We start from the raw sequence: 21,354 nt of genomic DNA on the forward strand, positions 1-21,354 counted from the left end.
CTTACTGCGTTTGGCGGGTGAAGAAAAGCGTCACCGTCCCGACGGTAATGCCGAACTTCTTCATCGCTGTTTTGTTGAATAAATGGGTGTCGTCCTGCAGATACATCCAGTCATCAAAGGTCAGCAGCCAGGTGCTGCCGTTGGCTTTCACGTTCATGCGGTAGTGCCAGTTAAAGGCGTTACCGGCCGACTGCCCGGTTGCCACGCCCTCAATATCGCCTGCCGTACCTTCGTAGCGATCGCTACCGACGCGGCGGATATGCCACACCCGTTGCTGCTTTTCACCATCGTCATAAATGAAGTGTTCATTGAGCGTGAGCGTCTCGCCCACCACCTCGCCCTTGATCTCAACATGGAAGCGGCGCAGTTGTTTGCCGCTGCGATCCTGCACCATCCCCCAGGCTTCGGTTGTGCCGTTGAAATAGCGGAAAATATCAAGCGGCGGCTGTTGGTGTTGATAATCACCAATCTCGCTGCTACAACCGGCCAGCAGCATCATCAGCGCAAGGCCGAGCGCCAGAATGCGTTTCATTTTTGACCTCCGATCAACTGTTGACGCAGGGCGGGATATTGCGTGGCGGGCGCAAGCCAGATCGCCAGAAAGTGGCTGCTGAATGCTTCCGACTGGTATGTGCCGAGCGGGCTAAAGCCTTGCTGCGACGAAGCGGCGCGATACCAGAATTGCCCCTGTTTGCCGCGCATCACAAACGCCAGTTGCGTGCCGGACGTCACGTCAGGCCACAGCCTGCGCAACATGTGCAACCAGGCTTCGCTCTGCGGCTCGCGCGCCAGGATCCCCTGCGCCTGCCACTGTTCGCGGGTGGCGTCTACCAGTTCGTCGCGGTCGATATCGCGCAGGTAGGTGATGATCAGCGCCTGATCCTGTTCAGGCCCGCTGTAGCGGCCGTCTGGCGTGCGCAACTGCGAGGTATAAACCGTAAATGGCCCCCAGGTCAGCGTCGCGTCGCCAACTTTGCGCCAGCTTAACCAGTCGGCAGCGTGGACCGTGGGCACCAGCGCGCCAAGCCACAGCAACATCAGTAACGCGGTTCGCATCAGCGCCTCCCCGTCACAATATGGAAAAAGAGCATCATCACCAGCCAGCCGGTAGCCATCGAGCTAACGACAATAAACGTGGGGGCCAGAAAGGTGATGGCACCTAATCGTTCGCCAAGGAGGTAAGCCGCCGGGCCGCCGCCTGTCGCCATCAACATCAGGGCCCAGCCGGGAAGCGTCGAGGTACTGCCCAGCGCCGTCCAGACGCAGGCAAACATCAGCCACAGCGCCACCATCCACAGCGGCAGCAGCGAATCGCCGCTAAATTCGATAAGACCCGTCAGCGCCCAGAATGCATCCAGCCCGCCCCCCATTCCTGCCAGAAACAGGGCGTACAGACGCTGTGTGGGGGATAACAGCATGCAGGCCGCGATCGCCAGCGTAAGCCAGATAACCAGGCCGCGCTCGCGAAACAGCACCACCAGCGTCCAGTAGAGATCGAACGCGATAGCCAATAAAAAGACCTGCAGATAACGTTTCATACGCGATCCGCGGTCAGTTGCACCACGCTGATGGTGCGCGCGTTAAACCCGGCTTCGCAGTAGCCAAAGTAGTAGAGCCACATGCGGCGAAAGCGGTTATCAAAGCCGAGCTTTTCAATCTCCTGCCAGGCGTGGTTAAAACGCTGCCGCCAGTGCGCGAGCGTGCGGGCGTAGTCAGGGCCCATATCGAACAGATTGCGTACGACAAAATCGGTGTGGCGCGTCATCAAATCGTTCATGGCGGTGATGCTTGGCAAAAAGCCGCCGGGGAAGATGTAGCGCTGAATAAAATCGACGCTTTTGCTGTAGTCGCGGTAGCGCTGATCCTGAATGGTGATGGCCTGCAACGCCATTTTGCCACCGGGACGCAGACGCGCCTGGCAGGTTTTGAAAAAGGTAGGCAGATAGCGTTGACCGACGGCTTCTATCATCTCGATCGACACCAGTTTGTCGAATTCACCCGTCAGATCGCGATAGTCGCAAAGCAGCACCTGCACGCGATCCTGCAACCCCGCGCGGGCAATGCGCTCGCTTGCCCAGCGGTACTGCTCCTGCGAAAGCGTGGTGGTGGTTACCCGGCAACCATAGTGACGGGCGGCGTACTCCGCCATCGCGCCCCATCCGGTGCCGATCTCCAGCAGATGATCGGCAGGTGTCAACGCCAGTTGTTCGCAAAGCCTGGCCATTTTGGCCTGTTGCGCGTCGGCAAGATCCTGATTTTCATCGGCAAAGAGCGCGCTGGAATAGAGCAGATTTTCATCGAGAAACTGCGCGTAAAAGGCGTTACCCAGGTCGTAGTGGGCGGCGATATTTTCCCGCGCCTGCTGGCGATGGTTGCGCCGCGTCCAGTGACGCAGCCGCTCAACAGGTCGGCTAAGCCAGCGAAAACCGCTCTCCAGCCGCCCGAGCACGCGGCTGTTCAGCGCCAGGATCTGTAACAGTGCGGTAAGCTGACTGGTCTCCCAGTCGCCCGCGATCCAGGCTTCAGCAGCGGCGAGGCTGCCGCCGGTCAGCAGCCGCCAGTAAACACCGGGTGCCACAATCTGCACCTCGGCGCGCAGCGTAGCTGAGGCATCGCCAAAATGAAACGCCTGGGCGCCTTCACGCAGGGTGATGGAGCCTTGCTGAATGCCGCTCAGCAGGCGGAAAAGTATCCATCGCGCGATACGGACGTTGCGCGAAATCTCGGGTTCAAGCGCAAAGACGGGATCGGTCATGAACGTTCACTCCTGCTCACGGGATGAGGATAAATCGGCACACGTTTGAGCCACAGCCGCAGCGCCTGCCAGTAAATAGCCAACACGGTTTTTAGCGTCATCAACGGAATACGCAGCAGTAAAGACGCCAGCGTGGTGCGGGTTAACGGTTCCCGGCTCAGCATGAGCGTGGCGTCGAACACTTTTGATTGCTGATGATTTTCGATATGCATGTGCAGCGTTTTGCCGGGGCTGTTGAAGCGCCAGTGATAGACCATCTCCATCGGATTAAAGGGGGAGACGTGAAACGCTTTTTCCAGCGGGCGCGGCGTCTGGCCTTCAACGGCGTAGTAATGGCGCTCGTTCCACGGCGTGTTGCGCACCTCTGCCAGCACCCAGCGCAGGCTACCCGCACTGTCGTAGCAGTAGTAAAAATTGACCGGGTTAAAGTGAAAGCCGAAATAGCGCAACTGGGTCAGCAGCATCACGCGGCCGTCCGGGCGCTCGGCGGTCAGCTTTTCCACTTGATCGAGCGCACGCGCTTTAAGCGGCGTGCCCAGCGGATAGTCCGCATCATGGAATGAGGCCGCAGCAAAGCGATTACGGCGAATGCCGACCGAAGGCAGCGCATCAAGCTCGTCCAGATCAATCCAGGCCATAAATACGCTATAGCGAAAATGGTGCGCTTTCGGCTGCAGCCGACGATGGCGCAACACGCCCTGATACAGGCAGCTATTCATCGGCGCGCCCCTCGCTGGTGGCGATGCCGTGGACGACATCGAGCGCGCTGCGCACGCCATCTTCATGAAATCCGTTGTACCAGTAAGCGCCGCAGTACCAGCTCCGGTGCTGGCCGTTAATCTCATGACGCCGCGCCTGGGCGCGCCAGCTTGCCGGGTTAAACAGCGGATGTTCATAGACAAAGCGCTGCCAGACGTAGCGATCATCGATAGGCTTATCCGGGTTCAGCGTGACGCAGAATAGCGGGCTTCCCGCCGGCAGCCCCTGGAGAATGTTCATGTTGTAAGTCACACAGGCGCTGGCATGATCCTGCTCGCTCAGGCGATAGTTCCAGCTTGCCCATGCGCGCTGGCGTACCGGCAGCAAGCGGGGATCGCTATGCAAAACGACCGCGTTGCGCTGCCAGCCGATATTGCCTAACACTTCACGTTCGGCAGGGGTTGGGGCATCAAGCATTGCCAGCGCCTGCGCGGAGTGGCAGGCGAAAATCACCTGGTCGAAAGTGTGCGTGGTTGTGGCAAGCTCGATATCGACGCGGTTGTCATGGCGAATCACTTTTTGCACCGGTGCGTTAAGCTGCAGGCCCAGGCGATCGCCCAGTTGTGAGAGCATCGCACGGATGTACTCCCACGAGCCGCCGGGCACCACATACCACTGCGGGCGATGGGTGATATCCAAAAGGCCGTGATGTTCAAAAAAGCGCAAAAAGAGCGGCAACGGGAAGCGCCGCATCTCCTGCAAGGAGGATGACCAGATGGCGGCACCCATCGGCAAAATGTAGTGACGGGCGAAGAAATCGCTAAAGTGGTGGCGCTCAAGGAAGGTTTGCAGCGTGGCATTCTCATCCATGTTGCCTTGTAACGCCGCTTTCGCCAGCCGGTTAAAGCGCACAATTGCTTTCAGTAACGCCCAGAATGCAGGGTTGAAAAGATTACGCCGCTGAGCGAATAGCGAGGTGAGCGTATGCCCGTTGTACTCAAGACCGCTGTGCGGGTTATGCACCGAGAAGCTCATCTGCGTTTTTTGCCCGCGGATGCCAAGCTCGCTGAGCAGGCCCATAAAGCGCGGGTAGGTGCGATCGTTGTAGACGATAAAACCGGTATCAATGGCGTAAGTGCCCTGTGGCGTGGTGATATCGACCGTGGCGGTATGCCCGCCAGCGGTGGGCTGTGCTTCAAACAGCGTCACCTGATGGTGTCCCGCCAGCCGCCACGCGCAGGTCAACCCGGCAATGCCGCTGCCGATAATGGCAATCTTCATGAACGCACCATCCTGCACAACAGCGCATGCTGAAGAAAAGAGGGCAGCCCGGCCAGCAGACGCAGGATCAGGCTAAAACCGGTCGGGAAGGCGATGTGGTTTTTGCCTTTCGCCAGACCACGACGGATAGCGTTTACCGCCTCATCAACGCTTACCTGGCCTGGCATGGCAAAATCGTTTTTACGCGTCAGCGGCGTATCCACAAAACCGGGTGAAACGACCGTGACGGCAATACCTTTAGGTTCCCAGTCCAGCCGCAGGCTGTTGGCAAACCAGCTCAGCGCGGCTTTCGACGCGCCATACGCCTCGGCGCGTGGAAACGGCAGCCAGTGCGCCATCGAACTGACCAGCACCACGCGGTTTCCCGCCACAAGCTGCGGTTGCAGCGCGGCAATGCAATTGACCGGCCCGAGAAAATTGGTCGCGACCACCCGTTCAACCAGCTCTGCATCCACCACGCCGCGATCGAGATACTCGCAGGTACCTGCGCAGAGGATGGTGAGATCGGCGCAGCAATCGGCCAGCGCATCGCGGCAGGCTTCGCGATCGGTCATATCAAAAAGGCGTACTGTGATGTTCGGGCTGGATTGCCGGAGTGCTTCCAGCCGCGCCGGGTCACGCCCGCAGGCGATAACGTGGTAGCCATCGCGGGCCCAGGATCTCGCCAGCCCCTCGCCGATACCGGAACTGGCGCCGGTGATGAGGACAGTCATCATGCGCGTACACTCCGTTTCACACCGCGAACCGCCCAACCCAGCAGCGGCAGATGTTGGTAGATCATCTCGCCGGCATCGTAGTAATCGCGCTGCCGCACTATCTTTTCGCCCCGCACATCCACCACTGAACAGCCCGGCAGCGTGAGGTGTTTCCCGCCGGCAATGCGCGGATGCGACCAGTGCATGGTCCAGCTTGTGGCAAAACGCGCATCGTCGTGAAGTGGTGAGTCGATGGAAAAATGGCAGTGGTTAACACTGGCGAGAAGGTGGCTGAAATAGCGCTCAATAGCCGGTAACCCCAGGTGTTCGCCAAACGGATCGATAAGCAGCGCATCCGGGTGATACAGCGCGGATAGCGCAGAGACGGGCTGGCTATCCAGCCGGGCGTAGTACTCAACAAACCGATCGATGACGCGGGACAGTGTGCTCATGACTCTCACCAGGGCGTTGAACAACGTAACGGAACTGCATAATTCAAACTTACACAATTAAAATTATTTGTCCAAGTTTTGATGAAAATATTTTTTATTTAGTAAAGAATTCAATTGGTTGTTTGAGGTGATTTTTTGCGAAAAATGAAACCTATACGCAACGGTAACCGTTGCGCTTGATGCAAAGGCCTGCGCAGGGAAGGGATTAGAGCGAGATGACGTCGAGGGAGCGAACGCGTGGTTGCCAGAGTTCGATCTGTTTTTTACGGGCGGCGGTGAGTTTGCCGGAAGTGACCAGCAACCACTTTCGTTCCGGCAGGATCTCCGGTGCTAAGGTTGCAGGCGGCACGGGAAGCACGTCAATACGGTGGCCCTGGCCGGTGCGTTTGAGCGCTTCAAGCCAGATTTCACACGGATCGGCAAGGTGCCATCCGGTGATGAGATAGTTATCGCCCGGCGCTTTTCTGTCTCCTTCAAGGCAAAAGGAGGTGTAAGAAATGATGATGCCATCGAGGATTTCGCGCAGGGTCATCATCGCCGGGATATTGGCCGACACTTTACTGCGCAGCGGTCGCAGCACTTCGGTTACCAGTTCCGGGCGCGGATATTCACGTCCTGAATCATAAATAAGCTGGCGCAGGGATTCGATTTTTCCCTCTTTCAGGCGCTGGAGCATGTTTTCCTGCAGCGTCAGCCAGTTGTTAGTGCGACGCGCGCCGGGGCGCTCCAGCAACGGTTTCACCTGGCTGACAGGGACGCCTTTTTTCACCCAATCGAGAATTTTTAGCGCCTGCTGCACATCGTCATCGCTGTAGAGCCGATGACCGCCATCGGTGCGCATCGGTTTGAGCAGGCCGTAACGACGCTGCCAGGCACGCAGCGTAGTCGCGGTGATCCCGCAAAGTTGCGCAAATTCGCCGATGGAGTAAGACATAAGGTAAACCCGCTAATAAAGAATGCTCTCAATATACTACGAATATTTATGGGTTGAATGAAGTGTGGGCCGTTTGCACTACACTTTACTGCCAACCGCGAAGATGAAAGGAGTTCTCATGAAGTTATGGCCGGTGGTGACGGGTGTGGCTATCGCCTTGACACTTGTCGCCTGTAAATCTCCGACGCCGCCAAAAGGGGTGCAGCCGATCACCGGGTTTGACGCCAGCCGTTATCTGGGTAAATGGTATGAAATCGCGCGTCTGGAAAATCGTTTTGAGCGCGGGCTTCAACAGGTAACCGCCACTTATGGCAAGCGCAGCGACGGTGGGATCAGCGTCCTTAACCGTGGTTTTGATCCGCAAAAGCAGAAGTGGAGCGAGAGCGAAGGGAAGGCTTATTTCACCGGCGAGCCGACCACCGCGGCGCTGAAAGTATCGTTCTTTGGCCCGTTTTACGGCGGTTATAACGTGATCAAACTCGATGACAATTACCAGTACGCGCTTGTGAGCGGCCCGAACCGCGACTATTTGTGGATCCTCTCCCGCACGCCGACGCTTCCTGAAACGGTAAAACAGGATTATCTGAATACCGCGCGAAGCCTCGGGTTCCGGGTTGACCAGCTGGTATGGGTTAAACAGTAACGCAGCGCCGGAATCGCCTCATGTCCGCGATAACGCTGCGCCACCCTGGGGAAGGGGCAGCAACTAAGGCCAGTTCCCCTTTGCGCCGGGCGCGAACAACGCGCAATGTCGCGCCGGCAGGGGGGAAATACCGCGCATCCGTAGGGGTTTTAGTGCTCAGTCTGTTGGCTTAGCCGTTCTTCCGTCAGGCACAAAACAGGCAGCTTGTGTTCCGCAGGACGAACGAATTCCGCGCACAATCTGTTTCAGCGACAAGAGGTGATACCGTTAACGCTGAGATGCCAGCCACAATTTTGCCTTCAAAATGAATATTTTTCCGATAAGAATCTCATGATTGCCGCGACATTTTTTAAGTTATAGCTAACCAGACTGTTCTTCTCATAAGCCAGCTTCAATATGTCGTAGTCATCAACCAGCTGGCCGATGTCTAATTTATCTGGCTCACGATGAGGATCGTAGAGGGATGCGGAGGGAACATTCCAGTAATAATCGGCATCCAGCGCAATGCTATCTATTCCCCGCTGCTTCATTTCAATAAAAATTTTGCTGATGATTTCTTCAAGTAAATGGAGATCGATTTGCATACTACGTCCTTACTCTTCAGTGGCTGCAGCAGCCGAGATCCAGTCGCGAAAGCGGCGGCTTATCTTCTGCAACAACGCGGATTCCTCATACACCAGATAGTAGGCTATCGGCGAATGAAGCGAGATTTTCAGCGGGTTAATTAGCAGGCCACTTCTTAGCTCTTCGCGTACAAGAGCACGGCGAACAAGCGCGATGCCTCTACCTGCAATTGCCGCTTCAATCACGCCATTGGAATCGATGAAAATGGGGCCGGTGTCACTCTTCACATCGTCAATACCCAGCGTATGAAACCATAAGGCCCAGTCCAGCCGGTGCTCATCGTGCAGCAGCGGATACTTTGCCACATCCCGCGGCCCTGAGAGTTCGCTTTCTGCCGCGAGTAATCGGGGGCTACAGACCGGGAGGAGATTGTCGTTTACCAGAACCTCAGACGTCAGTCCCGGATAGTTACCCGCACCGTGTCGGATAGCGAAATCAATCCCTTCGGAAAGTAAATCAACCTGCCTGTTGGTGGTGCTGATTTGCACTTCCACACCCGGATTGGCTTTTTCAAAGGCTGGCAGGCGCGGCAGCAACCATTGAATGGCAAAACCACTGGTGCAACTGACCGTCACTTTGTTTGCCTTTCCCTCATTCATTAAGCGTTGCGTTGCTTCTGCTATCTGGCTGAACGCGGGTCTTATCGCCCGCATATAGATACGCCCCTCGATTGTCAGTTCCAGACGGCGAGGGCTGCGGATGAACAGCCTGGTGCTGGTGAAGTTTTCCAGTTTTGCGATTTGCTGGCTGACAGCGCTGGATGTCACACATAACTCTTCCGCAGCCGCTTTGATACTCATCAGCCGAGCGGCCGACTCAAAACACATAAGTGCATGTAAAGGGGGCATTTTCATTAACGACACTGTCTCATGAGTTAGAAAATCTTAAGTATAAACAAAAATCTTGTTTGTCAGTCTGTCTGGCATGTTTCACAGTTTCGCCGTGAATTCCCCGTAAATGAAAAGGAACGGTTATGCGTGTTGCTGATTATCTTCGGTTAGTGTTGCTTGCCGCTATCTGGGGCGCGAGTTTTCTCTTTATGCGCATAGCGGTACCGCAGTTCGGTGCGATTAATACGGCATTTTTGCGGGTATTTTTTGGTTTTATCGGACTTGCGGTCATTTTATTACTGTTTAAATCTTCGTTTGATTTTAAAGATAAATTCAAATCCTCATTTATCCTCGGCGTTATTAATTCCGGGTTGCCTTTTCTGATGTATTGTCTGGCGGCTCAATGGCTGCCTGCCGGGTATTCGGCCATTTTGAATGCAACCACCCCGTTGATGGGGGCGCTGGTGGGTTTTTCCTTTTTTGCCGAGAAACTTACCCTCAAAAAATGGGGGGGCGTGCTGCTGGGGCTTATTGGCATCATCGTGATTACCACCATCGGTGAAGCGCAATCAGCGGATAAACAAATCATCGGCGTTATTGCCTGTCTTATCGCGACCAGTTGTTATGGGATCGCCGGCTTTCTGACGCGCAGCTGGATTTCAAACAAAGGGGGACTCGATCCGAAAATAGTCGCTTTCGGTAGCCAGACAGGCGCAACGGTTTTTTTGCTGCCTTTTTTCATCTGCAGCACCCGGTTCGGGCCAACGGTTAACTGGCTGCAGCAAGAGGCCTGGGTGAGCGTCATTGCAGTCGGGGTTTTCTGCACGGCATGGGCTTACATCCTCTATTTTCGACTGATTGCCGATATCGGGCCGTTACGTTCATTAACCGTGACATTTTTAATTCCGCCGTTTGGCGTGCTATGGGGATATCTGGTACTGAGCGAAACCATTAACAGCGGTTTCATTATGGGGGTGCTTATTATTGGTGTGGCGGTCTGGATGGTGGTGAGTCCTGAAAAAACGTTCAGGTGAGGTAACGGCTTTTAGAGAGGCAATCAGATCTTATGTGATTGCATCGCCATGGGTTTAACAGGCACAGCAGAGCCATTTCGATGACTCTGCTGTGCCGATCACACGGCCTGGAGGGCAGCATGAGTCGTCGTGCTGACGGCCACGACAACGCCGTTACAGAAAGTTTTTCCGTTACTGAAGCGTGAAGAATTAAAGAAAAAAATCTACCGAACGAGAGATGAATCCCGCAGCGATATTTCGATGACAACGAACTGTTTTATATCAGTAAGCGTCAGCATGGTTAGCGCAATCCCATGCCACCGGCGGAGTATGAAAACCACTATTATCAGCGGCCCGGAAGTGTCGGGATTATCCGTGGCGATTGATTAGTGGAAAAGTGTCCAGAAAATCATTCCGTTTATCGAGTTTATCGCCGTTGATATGCACTATTAACCGGGCGTCACGCAATATAATTATTTTGTGCAGACGAAGGGTAGGGCTGATGTTGCGGACGCGGAAAATATCACATCTGGTATAACCTTCCATCATATCCGTCGGGAATCATACGCAAAAGTTAATAATATATTTAATGAGGTAATGCTTGCCTGATTATAATCTATCCGATGGGTGAGGGTTTGCATTAAATAACATCTGAATAATGTTTTTTCAGGTAACAACCAGGTGAAAGTGATTTTATTACTGGCAATAAAATAACAATGCGGAAGACTCCGTAATTTGCCCTGGTTTATTTGCCCTGGTTTATTTGCCGTATTGAGTAAAAGAGGTGAGTAGGCCTATATTTTTGTTGTTCTTTCTTATTTCAAGGGGAACAGCATATTTGCTCGTAGATAATTTTATTGCAAGGAGGCCAATATGTCCTCATACAGCCTAAATAAAGCCAAGGAGAATAATATGTCCGCATATTACCCACACAGTCTTATTCCTCCCCATATTTTACGTCGCATTATCGACAATGGCTCTGAGGCGCAGCAACACTTTGCGCGTCGAACTTTAGTCCATGTGCAAAACTTGATGGATATCGGCCTTAAAGGAATCTCTAAGCCTCTGGCCACCTACCCTGGCGAATTGATGCGTAATATTTACGATGCGCATCATCAGTCGACGGTAAATGGCACGCTGGTACGTTATGAAGGCCAACCTTCCAATGGCGATATCGCTGCGGACGAGGCCTATGAGTACCTCGGCGTGACGCATGATTTCTTCTGGCGAGTCTGGCGACGTAATTCTCTTGATAACCAGGGGATGGCCCTGAATGGCATCGTGCATTTCGGTGAATCATATATGAATGCATTCTGGGATGGGCAGGAGATGGTTTTTGGTGATGGCGACGGTGTTATTTTCAATCGTTTCACGATTGCCATCGATGTAATCGCGCATGAACTCGGTCACGGCGTCACCGGCAGTGAGGCCGGGTTGATCTATTATGCGCAGTCAGGCGCACTGAATGAATCTTTATCAGATGTTTTCGGCTCGCTGGTGAAGCAATACTACTACCAGCAAACCGCCGACCAGGCTGATTGGTTGATTGGCGAAGGATTACTGGGTGAAAGAATTAATGGCCGTGCTCTGCGCTCCATGTCTGCGCCGGGCACCGCCTACAACGATCCGATGTTAGGTGCCGACCCGCAGCCCGCCCATATGAACGATTATGTCCGAACCCGCGATGACAATGGCGGTGTGCATTTAAATTCCGGTATCCCAAATCGCGCCTTTTACCTGGCATCTGTCGCTGTCGGCGGTTATGCATGGGAAAAAACCGGTTACGCCTGGTACGACACGGTTTGTGACAAGTCACTGCCTCCGGACGCAGATTTCGCCACCTTCGCCAGATTGACTATCTATCACGGTGGAAAACGTTCCGGCAAAGCGGTTGCCAACGCCATTGAGCAGGCCTGGAGAGAAGTTGGAGTGTTATGGTGAGCACACCTGAACTCACCGATGATGTGGTGATTGAACTGGCCCGTGAAGGCGGGCTGGTTTATATGCCGAAACTCATCAGAAAGCAGTGCATTGAAATAGCGCAGTTGAATACAGAGCAGCGCCAGCGGCTTGACACTATTCTTCGCCAGGCATTACCGCTCGGGCAGCGGCCTGGCCTGGCAAATTCTCCAGGCGAGGGTGACCAGCGTTTCTACCGTCTCCAGATTACCTGGACGGCCCGGCAAAAAGAGATGCAGTTGTTGATCCCGGAAAACCAGGCGCCGGAATCCCTGCAAAGGTTGTGCAGAGAAGGTAAGACCTCTATCTGCAAACCTTAAAATGCGATGAACCCGGCGCGTTTTTATATTTTTTCTGTAAAGGAGGAATATCAACAAAAATCTTAAATCAGCCTGATTATTAATACCACAGGTAATATCACATCTGAAAAGGAATATTCAATCATGAAAAAAAATCTACTGATTTTAATGTTATCTTTATTTCTGACTGGTTATGTTTACGCGCATGGATATATTGATAACCCACCAAGTCGTTCATTTCTTTGCTCTCACGCGGGCGGTGCATTAAATAAAGCTTGTGGCGCGGTGATGTATGAACCTCAATCGATTGAAGGCGTGAAAGGTTTTCCTGTCGGCGGTCCTTCCGATGGTTTAATCGCAAGCGCAGGGAATCCGAGTTTTTCTGAATTAAATGAACAGACGCCAGGTCGTTGGTACAAAGTCAATCTCAAAAGTGGCGCGCATACATTTGACTGGACGCTCACCGCCCGCCATAGCACAACTTCCTGGAAATATTACATCACTAAGCAAGGATGGGATCCGAATAAACCATTAGCTCGGGCTGATTTTGATTTAAAACCTTTCTGCGAAAGATTTGATAACGGGAAAATCCCGCAAAGTAAAGTCCAGATGAACTGTACTATTCCACAACGCTCGGGGTATCAAGTTATTTTGGGCGTATGGACAATTGCCGACACAGGGAATGCGTTCTATCAGGTCATTGATGCTAATATGACTAAATAATTAATGAAATATCTAAAACTGTATTAGTCCGAGTCTGTACTAATACAGTTTATTAAATAAGATTATTTATCGAGTGTGGTTTTTTGCAGGTATAAATGTGTAATTAATCTTACCTTTGGCCCTTTTGCCCAGGGCCATTTCCCCTGCTTGTTGCCATCCCTCATTGAAACATCAGCATTGAAGAAAGGGCAATTGGCTTCGAACTGGATGCTACCCAACGCGAATCAGGTAACAGCGAAACCAGTCCACAAGCCAGTCTGGAAGGTTCGCCCGCAAGGGGATCGTTCAGTGTGAAAATCACGGGGCGAGTCTCACATAAAGCGCAACCCCGCTCTTTCTGGATTGGCAAGCAATTTGCGAATGACGGGAATTGGTACAGTGCAGTGACGGATAGCGTACGCGGTTTGCGTACTGATAAATATGTGATCGACAACCCACAAAGCGCGGTGCGTTATCTCTCTACGGATAATGGCGCTACAACTGTCGTGCTTCTCCCTTGTCAGTAATTGATGTTAAGGCCTCATGACGTTTACTGAGGTCATATCTTGATAATTTAAGGAGGCTGCAATGATAACAATTGATGACATGGGGTTATTCAGTAACTGGTTGGCCGCTCTCGCCGGACTATTTGGTGGCCTGAGCGTGTCATTTTTTTGGCAACCTAAAAAGTTGTATCAACGTGGCCGCCTGACGGCGGGCATCATTATCGGGGGGATTAGCGTTAGTACGACATTTACCCTGGGAGGAATTATCTCTCAATGGCTGGGAATGAATTTTACAGATAAGGATACTGCTATGGGGATCGGTTATTTCATTGGATCAATCAGTGTCGGAATGGTTGCCTGGCTGGCCAATTTTTTCTGCCACAGAGAAGAGCGCGACATTTTGCAGGTGGCAGGAGAGCTGAAGCGCGCCGCCAGAGGTGTTAACAAAATACCAGGCCGTTACCGATCCATTCGTAGTTCAAAAACAGGAGATCCATCATGATGTTGAAGGTTTTATACTGGGTACTCACTCTGGTAGATGTTTTTGTTGCTTTGATTATTCTGATTAGCGCGCTCAGTCATCGCCTTCTCAATACCGTTTATATTTCGCGAGGATATAGTATTGGGCTGCTGATTGCGGGGATTGGTTTTATGTTACAGGTGGCGATAAATGTCCCTTTTTTGTTGTTTGATGTCATATTAACGCCTTATCAATCCTCTTTTTTTATATTTAAAGATATCGGTATCGGGATAGTAACAATCAGCTATTGCATACATCCGCCGTCTACAAATCTGCCATCCAGTAAGAAATTTCCCCATAAAAGAGCAGCAAAATAAGCTAAATAATTCACCAACCCAAAAAAGAGTGGGTATGATAAAAGGAGCATTATTTATATCTGATGCTCCTTTTGTGCTAGAGACTCGTTGGGAATTGACAGCAATCGAACAGCATAAATAGTGTGGCTAATTTTCTTTAAAATACATCATTGCCGCCTGGGTGCGGTTAGTCACATTCAGGCGACGAAAAATAGATTCGAGATGCGTTTTTACGGTACCCGGACTGATATTCAGGAGGCGGCTAATTTGTTTATTAGATTCGCCGGCAGCGAGCAATTTGAGGATCTCGCGCTGACGTTCGCTTAGACAAGCCAGGGTACGATGGTTATTATCCAGAACCGTCATATTCTCGTGGGGAAAGCTGAGCATGCCCGCAGAAGCGGTATGTAGCGTTTGTGTGATGGTTTCGGGGGGGGAGTCGCGCCTGACAAAAGCAATGGCATGATGATTCAGAAATTGTCGCAACGAGATGAGTTGGCATTTATTTATCAGCATCACCACCGGGATGCCAGGATAGTGCTGCGATAAGTTATCAATTAACTCAATACATGCTTTTTTATTATCATTACCATCCAGAATAATTAAGGAGGCGGGGAATTTGCCCAGAGTTTCATTGATTTTCTTACAATCATTTAAACCGCAGATTTTTACTTCCGGAATGCTATGAGACACTACCGATGTCATTTCTTCAATGTATATAGAATGTTTGTCAATCATGAATATATGCATGCGCCTTCTCCATATAATAGTTTCTTCAATGAATCTATTACTTCATAGAGTAGTCAATGGTGTGAATAATTGAAATTAGGGTGATTTCCATAGGCCTTTTATCCGACAGGAAACGGATAATAACTTTAAGTTATGCCTGACGCTTATAAATAACCTCTTAATTATTTTTGCGAAGTAGGATCTTATCTTATTATCTCATTTGGTTATACCTTGAAATGCAGGGTCTTCGGTGCGCCGATGTGTTCCTTTCGACAACAGCATGAAAGTCTGGAGACCGGCAGCAGAATTAGCGTTATCCGATTCCAGAGCTTATCTGCGCAATACTCTTCGCTGTAAATAATCGAAAGGGTTTTGATTGAAAGCCCGTACAGACAATAACAAAAAACGTCTTTTAATCATGATGGATGAATAGTGGCATCCGACCCGGGCTAACACCGCTGGTGTCAGAAATCCGGCCCTATAAAAGGAGGGAAAAAACGGTTGCGGGTACTTTTCCCTCATATACTCTGGCGTAGCTGTTCCCTTATTCGTGAAATTCGCTTTCACCCAAAAATATCATTTTGTTATATGTACTAACTGTTAGTGGTGTCAGATTTAATAATAGACATATGTCGTTAACAGTATACCTGAGAGGTTTTTCATGCTGGGGATGAAAGTTTATTAGGCTTACATCTTCTGCGACGGATTCTAAATCAACTGGTTATACTTTAAAAAACAAGTGAAATGATTGGCCATCCATTCCTGAAATAATTAAGAGAGTAGACAGTGTGCGCTGTGTTCGTGCGTCGTTCAGGTGAAGTATATTTCCTGTTCCGGCCGGGCATGTTAAATGGCATTTATGCATTATCGCGCTGCCAGAGAACACTTCAGGATGATCACAGCTTGTGGCAGGGGGTATAAAACGGGGTCGTTACCAACCCCGCAGAGAACACTCAGGAGAGGACTTTTGCAAAAGCTTTGGCGAAAGCATAGTTTTCCTGACCAGTGATCAGCGTACTGGTTGGTTTACTGTTCGAGTGCATATTGCCATGTTCGTCGATGGTATCAGGTGCAAAATCGCGTCCCAGAGACCAGTTACTGACTTGATGCAGATTATTGGCTTTGGAAAATTCAGCAACTTTAACTGCATCCTCAAGCGTGAATACTAACGGGTCAGTGTCATTGTGGCCTATCATCGGTGTCACAACGATTTTTGAATATGCTTCGGCATCGGTATAACCCCAAATCGCTTTTAGCTGATCTTTGGTGGCGTTAATTGCCTGGATAGCGTAATCCCCCTGATTGCCGGCAAAACTTGGGCCGTAATCCATCGCCATAATATTAACGTAAGGGTGTAATTTATTCGCTGCTGCACTAGTAAGTACATCCAGGCCAGCCTGAACTAACCCAGTCGGTAATACGGGCAGCGTGACACTGACTTCCAGATATGGAACGGCCTTCTTAGCTTGCACAAATGCCGGGAATGCAACATTGCCATTATAAAAACCCTGGGTTTCAAAATCGAGATCGATCGTTTTTACACCGTAATTATTGGCGATATTGACATATAACCCGGCGAGATCATTAACGCTCCATGTGGTGGAAAAATCCACGCCGGAAAAACCACCAAAAGAAAATATGGGTTCACCACCTGCGTTATTAATTAAATCTGTCAGCGGCTTGATGGCCTTGAGTGGAAAACTACTGTTGCCCCAAACCGGATTTTTCGGGTTGGCGGGATCCTGCACAAGGAAAGCGAGATGGAACTTTTTGACGCCGAATGCGATCGCATCACTGATAAAATCCTGGTTGAGTCCCGGGGGCGTTGTTGCCCATTTAGCGAATATAGTGACATCAACATAGGGTGCAAAATCCGTGGCGCCTGAGCCTGTCGAGGGTTTACCGGAAGTCTTGCCACTAATTGCACTGCTCCTGGCTGACTGGTTGCCTGCGTTATCGACAGCAAAGACACGGAAGGTATAAAGGGTGTTTGGTTTCAGGCCGCCGATGGTGGCTGACGTTGTTGTCACGGTAACGGTCTGCGATGAAGCTCCTGGTTCGGCGTAAGACACCACATAGTTTTTTACGCCGCTACCGTCATCGGTAGAGGCATTCCATGCCAGGGATATGGCATTGTGCGCAATACGCGTCACATGCAGGTTAACCGGAACGCTGGGGGCGGTGGTATCTGGCGAAACGGGCCGGGTCAGCACGCTGATGCTGCCAGTATTGTCGGATACATTGCCTGCGGCATCATAGGCCTGTACCGAGATTGTATATTGCGTATCTGCGCTAAGACCATCGAGGATAGTGGTGGTGTTCGGTACGCGTTTAGTATGCCTTCCGTTGGCCCAGCTCCAGGTGACAATATAGCCGCTGACGCCTACATCATCGGTGGAGGCGTTCCATGAAAGAGCAATGGTTGAGCTGGTGGTACCGGTGGAAACCAGACCTGTCGGTGCTGAGGGGGCAGTGGTATCTGGCGTATCGCTGTCTCCGGCGAGTACACCATTTACATAATAAGCGATCGGTAAAACATCAGCGCTTAAGCTACCATTATTGGAACCGATATTGACAATAAAGCTGACCGATTTGCCATTAGCGATTGGTGTCAGGTAGTTCGCTAATTGCCCGGTAATATGTGTCGTACTTATCCCCGTTTTCTCGATGTTCAACCCAATATTGGTAGATGGCTGAACGCTTTGCGGCATATCGAAGCTAATTTTCACAGGGCTGTTAATGGTTTTTCCAGTATTATTGAGAAGTGTTATTTTAAGCGCCCCCGACCACGCGGAAACTGATGCATATTTCGCGGTGAAAGAGACGTGAGTTGTTTCAGACATTTGTATTTCTCCATGTATTTATTGTGAATTCTGTTTCAGGTATATCCTGCAGGTAAAAACAAGAGTGCTTACACAGATAACTATCAAATAAGCACTCTGCTTTTATTGGTTAAGCAGTTGGGTTGTCCTGTTGCTAATGAATTTTAATAAGCGCCGCCGTCGTTAAAATAATTAGCATGTCAGAAAGGGGATTAGTATGTATTATCGTCAGGCAATCACATTGCTGTATCCATTGGGATATTTGCTATCAGATATTCCGGGCGATCGCCAAGCTTTGTAAGAATAGGTTGTCTTAGCTGGTTGTAAATATCTTCATTTAATTTGAGTCCCAGTTTGTATATATCTATGGAATAGCCTTCTTGCCATTTCATAAAACCCTCAACATCACTGGTAAAGTGATAAGCAAGCATCAGGACAATGATTTGCGGCGAATTTTGTACATTCAGCGTTGGTGTCACAATGAAAAGGCCGTCACTATATTTGTGCGGATTGATAGCCGCGGATTCCCATAAGGTAAAAGCGGGCGAGGTCAATGCGAGGTCTTGCGCCGCGTGAATACTCGCGCCTGCCAGAGGCTGTGTCGCGTCGGGAATATGCTGATTCACTAACGCAGCCCAGTCGACAGGTGCTGAAAGCTCAATGGATTGACTGGCAAAATGGAGCATATTCCAGCCTACCGTTGCAAGCACACCAGTAAAACTTTCCTGCCAGTCCTGAGTGGCAGAATGCCGGTTAAATTTCTTATCTGCCGCAAGTTGAGCGAATAACAGAGAATGGCACACATCATCCCGCTGTTGGCTGGAGAGGGTTTTATCAAAAGAGAGCACAATACCTTCGTTAATTTGCGCATAATTATCATCATCTGAACCAATCGCCGGGTCAGGACAGCGGGCGGCAGATTTAAGCGTTTTTTCTCGATCTGTTAATTCAGGAAGCGTGATGGAATTCAGGAGTGACAACATAAATTAACCTCGCAATGTATCGCAAGTATAATAGGTGGTCGTCCATAACATGGCTTATTACTTCGTCATGGACGATAGATTAAAATAACCGTATTTCGATATCAGATTTCAATATTTGCAATCATATCGATTGCCCGATCACCCAGTTTATCAATAACGGCCTGGCGCACCCCTTTATAAACACCTTCGTTTAAGACGAATTTATTTGCCGCGCGTTGAATTTTGATCGAGGTGGATTGCCAGGTTACCTACAGAAAACGCCCCTCATTGCGCTTCGCATCAAATTGCATACCATCAAGCATCATTACCACATCGCCATTTGGTAACAGATCTGCCGGGAAAATTTGAAAATTACCGGTGTTTTCCGAATTTGATTTCGCATCCCAGATAAGCATTTGCTTTGAGGTATCGCTCAGGCTGGATAACGCCTTCATTGCCGCTGCCACTAATGCAACCTCACCGACAGTAGCGATTTGCGCAATGATCCCCAACACAGCCTCATCCAGTTTTACGGTACTGGCACCTGACGTATAGGTATCAAACGCGAAAGCAGGTTGGTTCCAGCCAATTTGGCCCAGTACATTGACATAAAAACGATACCAATCCATGGGCGCAGTATAACGGTTGCAGTGTTTATCCGCCGCCAGTTGAGCGAACAGTGTTGAGTTCTGAACATCTTGTTTATTCTGCCCATCCAGACGTTCGGTAAATGAGATGAGGCTGCCGGCATTGACTTGTGCAGATACTTTATTATCAGTCAGCATGGTTTTTCTTTTTGACTGACCATGATCCGGTACTCCTTTTAGACGTTCCAGTAACGGTGCCAGATCGGCAGTGGTTTCAATCGGTGTTTTAAGCACAAAATCCAAAGCGTTAGTATTCATATTATTCCTCCACTCAAAGTTCCAGGTGTGTATGCTATAAAAATTACTGTGTTTCATTGATATAAAAGAGAATGCCGCCAGGTAATCAACGAAAATGTTGCTTATTAGTGGCTTGTATATATTTCAGTGCTTCCTGCGATATAGAACGAATTTACGGTCGTTATATGAGGCTTTTTAATTTCCTCTAAATATAAATCTAATGGAAGAAATATAAATACGAACGCATCTGATATCAATACGGCAAATACGGCAGGGTAAATTACGGAGCCATATGCGCTGTGTTTATCGCATTAAATATTGATGGTAACGCGAACTATATTGTGTGACGTGACGAGTTAAGTTGCTATGAAATGAAAAATCCACGCAATAGCGTGGATTTTATAGGCTTTTGTGATCTTTATGAGATTGAATAAAATGACCTGTCCCAGTATTAAACACAATAATCAGTTAGTAATGTCGGTTTGTTTATCTTCGTTTTTTCCATTTCGCCAGCCTGCTGCAAACTCCGCTGGCGTCAGATAATTCAGTGAGGAATGAGGCCGACACTCGTTATAGTCCTGCCGCCAGTCGTTAATGATTTTTCTGGCGTGAACAATATCGCTGAACCAGTGCTCATTCAGACATTCATCCCGAAATCGACCATTAAAGCTTTCGATAAACCCATTCTGTGTCGGCTTGCCCGGCTGAATAAGCCGGAGCTCAACGCCATGCTCAAAGGCCCACTGGTCCAGTGCCCGGCAGGTAAACTCTGGTCCCTGATCTGTTCTGATCGTTGCCGGATAGCCACGAAATAACGCAATGCTGTCCAGAACACGTGTGACCTGAATACCTGACATACCGAAGGCAGCAGTGACTGTCAGACATTCCTTCGTGAAATCATCGATGCAGATCAGGCACTTGATCCCGCGTCCGATAGCCAGTGCGTCCATGACGAAATCCATCGACCACGTCAGGTCAGGAGCAGCAGGAAAGAGCAATAGAAGACGTTCTGTTGCCAGGCCTTTACTACGTCGTCTGCGCTTAACACCCAGGCCGCTGAGATGATAAAGGCGGTACACGCGCTTGTGATTAACACGCAGGCCCTCTCGTCGCAGTAGTTGCCAGATACGACGGTAACCAAAACGCCGGCGCTCAAGCGCCAGCTGAGTGATGCGCCCGGATAAATACGCATCAACCGCCGGACGCTGCGCCTCATAGCGGCAGGTCGACAGGGACAAACCAGTCAGCCTGCTGGCTCGACGTTGCGGCAGACCGGTCGCATCACACATCAACACCACGGCTTCCCGCTTCTGGCCTGTCGTCAGTACTTTCGCCCCAGAGCCACCTGAAGCGCCTCCTTATCCAGCATGGCTTCGGCAGGCAGCTTCCTGAGCCTGACGTTCTCTTCCTCAAGCGACTTCAGGCGCTTAACCTCGGGCACCTCCATACCGCCATACTTCTTACGCCAGGTGTAAAAGGTGGCGTCGGAAATGGCGTGCTTACGGCAGAGCTCACGGGCAGAAACCCCGGCTTCAGCCTCGCGGAGGATACTGATGATCTGTTCGTCGGAAAAACGCTTCTTCATGGGGATGTCCTCATGTGGCTTATGAAGACATTACTAACATCGCGGTGTATTAATCAACGGGGAGCAGGTCAACCATGTAAACCAGGAAAAAGCCGACCAAGAGATAATAGTGATGTCATGTGCTGTTAATTCACCATTACAATACGCCACGTCACCCTAAAAAA

23 protein-coding genes and 2 pseudogenes are annotated in these 21,354 nt (G+C 50.5%); 9 read left to right on the forward strand and 16 right to left on the reverse strand.

Annotated elements, in window-relative coordinates:
- Position 1: 1 nt before the first annotated feature.
- The 9 genes from RT644_RS15895 to RT644_RS15935 form a co-directional block, all read right to left on the reverse strand.
- A complete protein-coding gene (locus RT644_RS15895; RefSeq protein WP_313627256.1) occupies positions 2-532 on the reverse strand; it encodes a DUF3833 domain-containing protein in 531 nt (176 codons plus the stop codon).
- Positions 529-1,056 (reverse strand): hypothetical protein, encoded by a 528-nt coding sequence (locus RT644_RS15900; RefSeq protein WP_313627257.1) that lies wholly within the window; start codon positions 1,054-1,056, stop codon positions 529-531. The genes RT644_RS15895 and RT644_RS15900 overlap by 4 nt, the downstream gene beginning before the upstream one ends.
- On the reverse strand, positions 1,056-1,538 hold the full coding sequence (locus RT644_RS15905) for a DUF2878 domain-containing protein (protein WP_313627258.1): 483 nt from the start codon (positions 1,536-1,538) through the stop codon (positions 1,056-1,058). The genes RT644_RS15900 and RT644_RS15905 overlap by 1 nt, the downstream gene beginning before the upstream one ends.
- Positions 1,535-2,755 (reverse strand): cyclopropane-fatty-acyl-phospholipid synthase family protein, encoded by a 1,221-nt coding sequence (locus tag RT644_RS15910; protein WP_313627259.1) that lies wholly within the window; start codon positions 2,753-2,755, stop codon positions 1,535-1,537. The genes RT644_RS15905 and RT644_RS15910 overlap by 4 nt, the downstream gene beginning before the upstream one ends.
- On the reverse strand, positions 2,752-3,474 hold the full coding sequence (locus RT644_RS15915) for a DUF1365 domain-containing protein (RefSeq protein WP_313627260.1): 723 nt from the start codon (positions 3,472-3,474) through the stop codon (positions 2,752-2,754). The genes RT644_RS15910 and RT644_RS15915 overlap by 4 nt, the downstream gene beginning before the upstream one ends.
- Positions 3,467-4,735 (reverse strand): FAD-dependent oxidoreductase, encoded by a 1,269-nt coding sequence (locus RT644_RS15920; RefSeq protein WP_313627261.1) that lies wholly within the window; start codon positions 4,733-4,735, stop codon positions 3,467-3,469. Before RT644_RS15920 ends, RT644_RS15915 begins: the two co-directional genes overlap by 8 nt.
- On the reverse strand, positions 4,732-5,451 hold the full coding sequence (locus RT644_RS15925; protein ID WP_313627262.1) for an SDR family NAD(P)-dependent oxidoreductase: 720 nt from the start codon (positions 5,449-5,451) through the stop codon (positions 4,732-4,734). The genes RT644_RS15920 and RT644_RS15925 overlap by 4 nt, the downstream gene beginning before the upstream one ends.
- Positions 5,448-5,882, reverse strand: coding sequence for a nuclear transport factor 2 family protein (locus RT644_RS15930; RefSeq protein WP_016495781.1), 435 nt, complete (start codon positions 5,880-5,882; stop codon positions 5,448-5,450). Before RT644_RS15930 ends, RT644_RS15925 begins: the two co-directional genes overlap by 4 nt.
- Before the next feature lie 205 nt (positions 5,883-6,087).
- Complete coding sequence (locus RT644_RS15935; RefSeq protein WP_016495782.1) at positions 6,088-6,816, reverse strand: MerR family transcriptional regulator; 729 nt, start codon at positions 6,814-6,816, stop codon at positions 6,088-6,090.
- A gap of 118 nt (positions 6,817-6,934) precedes the next feature.
- Between RT644_RS15935 and RT644_RS15940 the strand changes: the two genes are divergently transcribed.
- Positions 6,935-7,459: a lipocalin family protein gene (locus tag RT644_RS15940; protein ID WP_160269932.1), complete on the forward strand. Its 525-nt coding sequence runs from the start codon at positions 6,935-6,937 to the stop codon at positions 7,457-7,459.
- Between the two features lie 299 nt (positions 7,460-7,758).
- Here the strand turns inward: RT644_RS15940 and RT644_RS15945 are convergent, their stop codons facing one another.
- Complete coding sequence (locus RT644_RS15945; protein ID WP_045509540.1) at positions 7,759-8,043, reverse strand: hypothetical protein; 285 nt, start codon at positions 8,041-8,043, stop codon at positions 7,759-7,761.
- A gap of 9 nt (positions 8,044-8,052) precedes the next feature.
- On the reverse strand, positions 8,053-8,937 hold the full coding sequence (gene gcvA / locus RT644_RS15950; protein ID WP_313627263.1) for a transcriptional regulator GcvA: 885 nt from the start codon (positions 8,935-8,937) through the stop codon (positions 8,053-8,055).
- A 119-nt stretch (positions 8,938-9,056) separates the two neighbouring features.
- Here gcvA and RT644_RS15955 point away from each other — a divergent pair, with 119 nt between their 5' ends.
- From RT644_RS15955 to RT644_RS15990, 8 genes and pseudogenes are all read left to right on the forward strand, one after another.
- The gene (locus RT644_RS15955; protein ID WP_313627264.1) at positions 9,057-9,947 is read left to right on the forward strand and encodes a DMT family transporter; all 891 of its coding nucleotides are present in this window, start codon (positions 9,057-9,059) and stop codon (positions 9,945-9,947) included.
- 98 nt (positions 9,948-10,045) lie between these two features.
- Positions 10,046-10,312 (forward strand): annotated as a pseudogene (locus RT644_RS15960) (IS3 family transposase); the annotation flags it as partial.
- Between the two features lie 526 nt (positions 10,313-10,838).
- Positions 10,839-11,867 carry a M4 family metallopeptidase gene (locus RT644_RS15965; RefSeq protein WP_313627294.1) on the forward strand — a complete coding sequence of 343 codons (1,029 nt, stop codon included), beginning with the start codon at positions 10,839-10,841 and terminating at the stop codon, positions 11,865-11,867.
- Positions 11,864-12,205 (forward strand): protealysin inhibitor emfourin, encoded by a 342-nt coding sequence (locus RT644_RS15970; RefSeq protein ID WP_174240601.1) that lies wholly within the window; start codon positions 11,864-11,866, stop codon positions 12,203-12,205. Before RT644_RS15965 ends, RT644_RS15970 begins: the two co-directional genes overlap by 4 nt.
- Before the next feature lie 123 nt (positions 12,206-12,328).
- The gene (locus tag RT644_RS15975; RefSeq protein ID WP_160269939.1) at positions 12,329-12,907 is read left to right on the forward strand and encodes a lytic polysaccharide monooxygenase; all 579 of its coding nucleotides are present in this window, start codon (positions 12,329-12,331) and stop codon (positions 12,905-12,907) included.
- A 140-nt stretch (positions 12,908-13,047) separates the two neighbouring features.
- Positions 13,048-13,233: pseudogene (locus RT644_RS15980) on the forward strand (hypothetical protein); the annotation flags it as partial.
- Positions 13,234-13,474: 241 nt separating this feature from the next.
- Positions 13,475-13,894 carry a hypothetical protein gene (locus RT644_RS15985; protein ID WP_160269942.1) on the forward strand — a complete coding sequence of 140 codons (420 nt, stop codon included), beginning with the start codon at positions 13,475-13,477 and terminating at the stop codon, positions 13,892-13,894.
- Positions 13,891-14,229, forward strand: a complete 339-nt coding sequence (locus RT644_RS15990; RefSeq protein ID WP_016495791.1) for a hypothetical protein — start codon at positions 13,891-13,893, stop codon at positions 14,227-14,229. Before RT644_RS15985 ends, RT644_RS15990 begins: the two co-directional genes overlap by 4 nt.
- A 126-nt stretch (positions 14,230-14,355) precedes the next feature.
- Here the strand turns inward: RT644_RS15990 and RT644_RS15995 are convergent, their stop codons facing one another.
- From RT644_RS15995 to RT644_RS16015, 5 genes are all read right to left on the reverse strand, one after another.
- Positions 14,356-14,958: a response regulator transcription factor gene (locus RT644_RS15995; RefSeq protein WP_313627265.1), complete on the reverse strand. Its 603-nt coding sequence runs from the start codon at positions 14,956-14,958 to the stop codon at positions 14,356-14,358.
- 932 nt (positions 14,959-15,890) lie between these two features.
- A complete protein-coding gene (locus RT644_RS16000) occupies positions 15,891-17,780 on the reverse strand; it encodes a fibronectin type III domain-containing protein (protein ID WP_313627266.1) in 1,890 nt (629 codons plus the stop codon).
- A 215-nt stretch (positions 17,781-17,995) separates the two neighbouring features.
- Positions 17,996-18,742: a hypothetical protein gene (locus RT644_RS16005; RefSeq protein WP_313627267.1), complete on the reverse strand. Its 747-nt coding sequence runs from the start codon at positions 18,740-18,742 to the stop codon at positions 17,996-17,998.
- Between the two features lie 248 nt (positions 18,743-18,990).
- On the reverse strand, positions 18,991-19,626 hold the full coding sequence (locus tag RT644_RS16010; RefSeq protein ID WP_313627268.1) for a hypothetical protein: 636 nt from the start codon (positions 19,624-19,626) through the stop codon (positions 18,991-18,993).
- Positions 19,627-20,069: 443 nt separating this feature from the next.
- A protein-coding gene (locus RT644_RS16015; RefSeq protein ID WP_313627269.1) for an IS3 family transposase occupies positions 20,070-21,190 on the reverse strand; the annotation gives its coding sequence in 2 pieces (ribosomal slippage) (positions 20,070-20,932 and positions 20,932-21,190; 1,122 coding nt in all).
- Between the last annotated feature and the right edge of the window lie 164 nt (positions 21,191-21,354).

It is taken from the genome of Kosakonia sp., assembly GCF_032104925.1.
Taxonomy (GTDB): Bacteria; Pseudomonadota; Gammaproteobacteria; order Enterobacterales; family Enterobacteriaceae; genus Kosakonia.

What these genes read in the sequence shown, in the direction of transcription:
- RT644_RS15895 (WP_313627256.1), bottom strand. Translation starts at nt 532, where the DNA reads ATGAAACGCATTCTGGCGCTCGGCCTTGCGCTGATGATGCTGCTGGCC.
- RT644_RS15900 (WP_313627257.1), bottom strand. Translation starts at nt 1,056, where the DNA reads ATGCGAACCGCGTTACTGATGTTGCTGTGGCTTGGCGCGCTGGTGCCC.
- RT644_RS15905 (WP_313627258.1), bottom strand. Translation starts at nt 1,538, where the DNA reads ATGAAACGTTATCTGCAGGTCTTTTTATTGGCTATCGCGTTCGATCTC.
- RT644_RS15910 (WP_313627259.1), bottom strand. Translation starts at nt 2,755, where the DNA reads ATGACCGATCCCGTCTTTGCGCTTGAACCCGAGATTTCGCGCAACGTC.
- RT644_RS15915 (WP_313627260.1), bottom strand. Translation starts at nt 3,474, where the DNA reads ATGAATAGCTGCCTGTATCAGGGCGTGTTGCGCCATCGTCGGCTGCAG.
- RT644_RS15920 (WP_313627261.1), bottom strand. Translation starts at nt 4,735, where the DNA reads ATGAAGATTGCCATTATCGGCAGCGGCATTGCCGGGTTGACCTGCGCG.
- RT644_RS15925 (WP_313627262.1), bottom strand. Translation starts at nt 5,451, where the DNA reads ATGATGACTGTCCTCATCACCGGCGCCAGTTCCGGTATCGGCGAGGGG.
- RT644_RS15930 (WP_016495781.1), bottom strand. Translation starts at nt 5,882, where the DNA reads ATGAGCACACTGTCCCGCGTCATCGATCGGTTTGTTGAGTACTACGCC.
- RT644_RS15935 (WP_016495782.1), bottom strand. Translation starts at nt 6,816, where the DNA reads ATGTCTTACTCCATCGGCGAATTTGCGCAACTTTGCGGGATCACCGCG.
- RT644_RS15940 (WP_160269932.1), top strand. Translation starts at nt 6,935, where the DNA reads ATGAAGTTATGGCCGGTGGTGACGGGTGTGGCTATCGCCTTGACACTT.
- RT644_RS15945 (WP_045509540.1), bottom strand. Translation starts at nt 8,043, where the DNA reads ATGCAAATCGATCTCCATTTACTTGAAGAAATCATCAGCAAAATTTTT.
- gcvA (WP_313627263.1), bottom strand. Translation starts at nt 8,937, where the DNA reads ATGAAAATGCCCCCTTTACATGCACTTATGTGTTTTGAGTCGGCCGCT.
- RT644_RS15955 (WP_313627264.1), top strand. Translation starts at nt 9,057, where the DNA reads ATGCGTGTTGCTGATTATCTTCGGTTAGTGTTGCTTGCCGCTATCTGG.
- RT644_RS15965 (WP_313627294.1), top strand. Translation starts at nt 10,839, where the DNA reads ATGTCCGCATATTACCCACACAGTCTTATTCCTCCCCATATTTTACGT.
- RT644_RS15975 (WP_160269939.1), top strand. Translation starts at nt 12,329, where the DNA reads ATGAAAAAAAATCTACTGATTTTAATGTTATCTTTATTTCTGACTGGT.
- RT644_RS15985 (WP_160269942.1), top strand. Translation starts at nt 13,475, where the DNA reads ATGATAACAATTGATGACATGGGGTTATTCAGTAACTGGTTGGCCGCT.
- RT644_RS15990 (WP_016495791.1), top strand. Translation starts at nt 13,891, where the DNA reads ATGATGTTGAAGGTTTTATACTGGGTACTCACTCTGGTAGATGTTTTT.
- RT644_RS15995 (WP_313627265.1), bottom strand. Translation starts at nt 14,958, where the DNA reads ATGCATATATTCATGATTGACAAACATTCTATATACATTGAAGAAATG.
- RT644_RS16000 (WP_313627266.1), bottom strand. Translation starts at nt 17,780, where the DNA reads ATGTCTGAAACAACTCACGTCTCTTTCACCGCGAAATATGCATCAGTT.
- RT644_RS16005 (WP_313627267.1), bottom strand. Translation starts at nt 18,742, where the DNA reads ATGTTGTCACTCCTGAATTCCATCACGCTTCCTGAATTAACAGATCGA.
- RT644_RS16010 (WP_313627268.1), bottom strand. Translation starts at nt 19,626, where the DNA reads ATGAATACTAACGCTTTGGATTTTGTGCTTAAAACACCGATTGAAACC.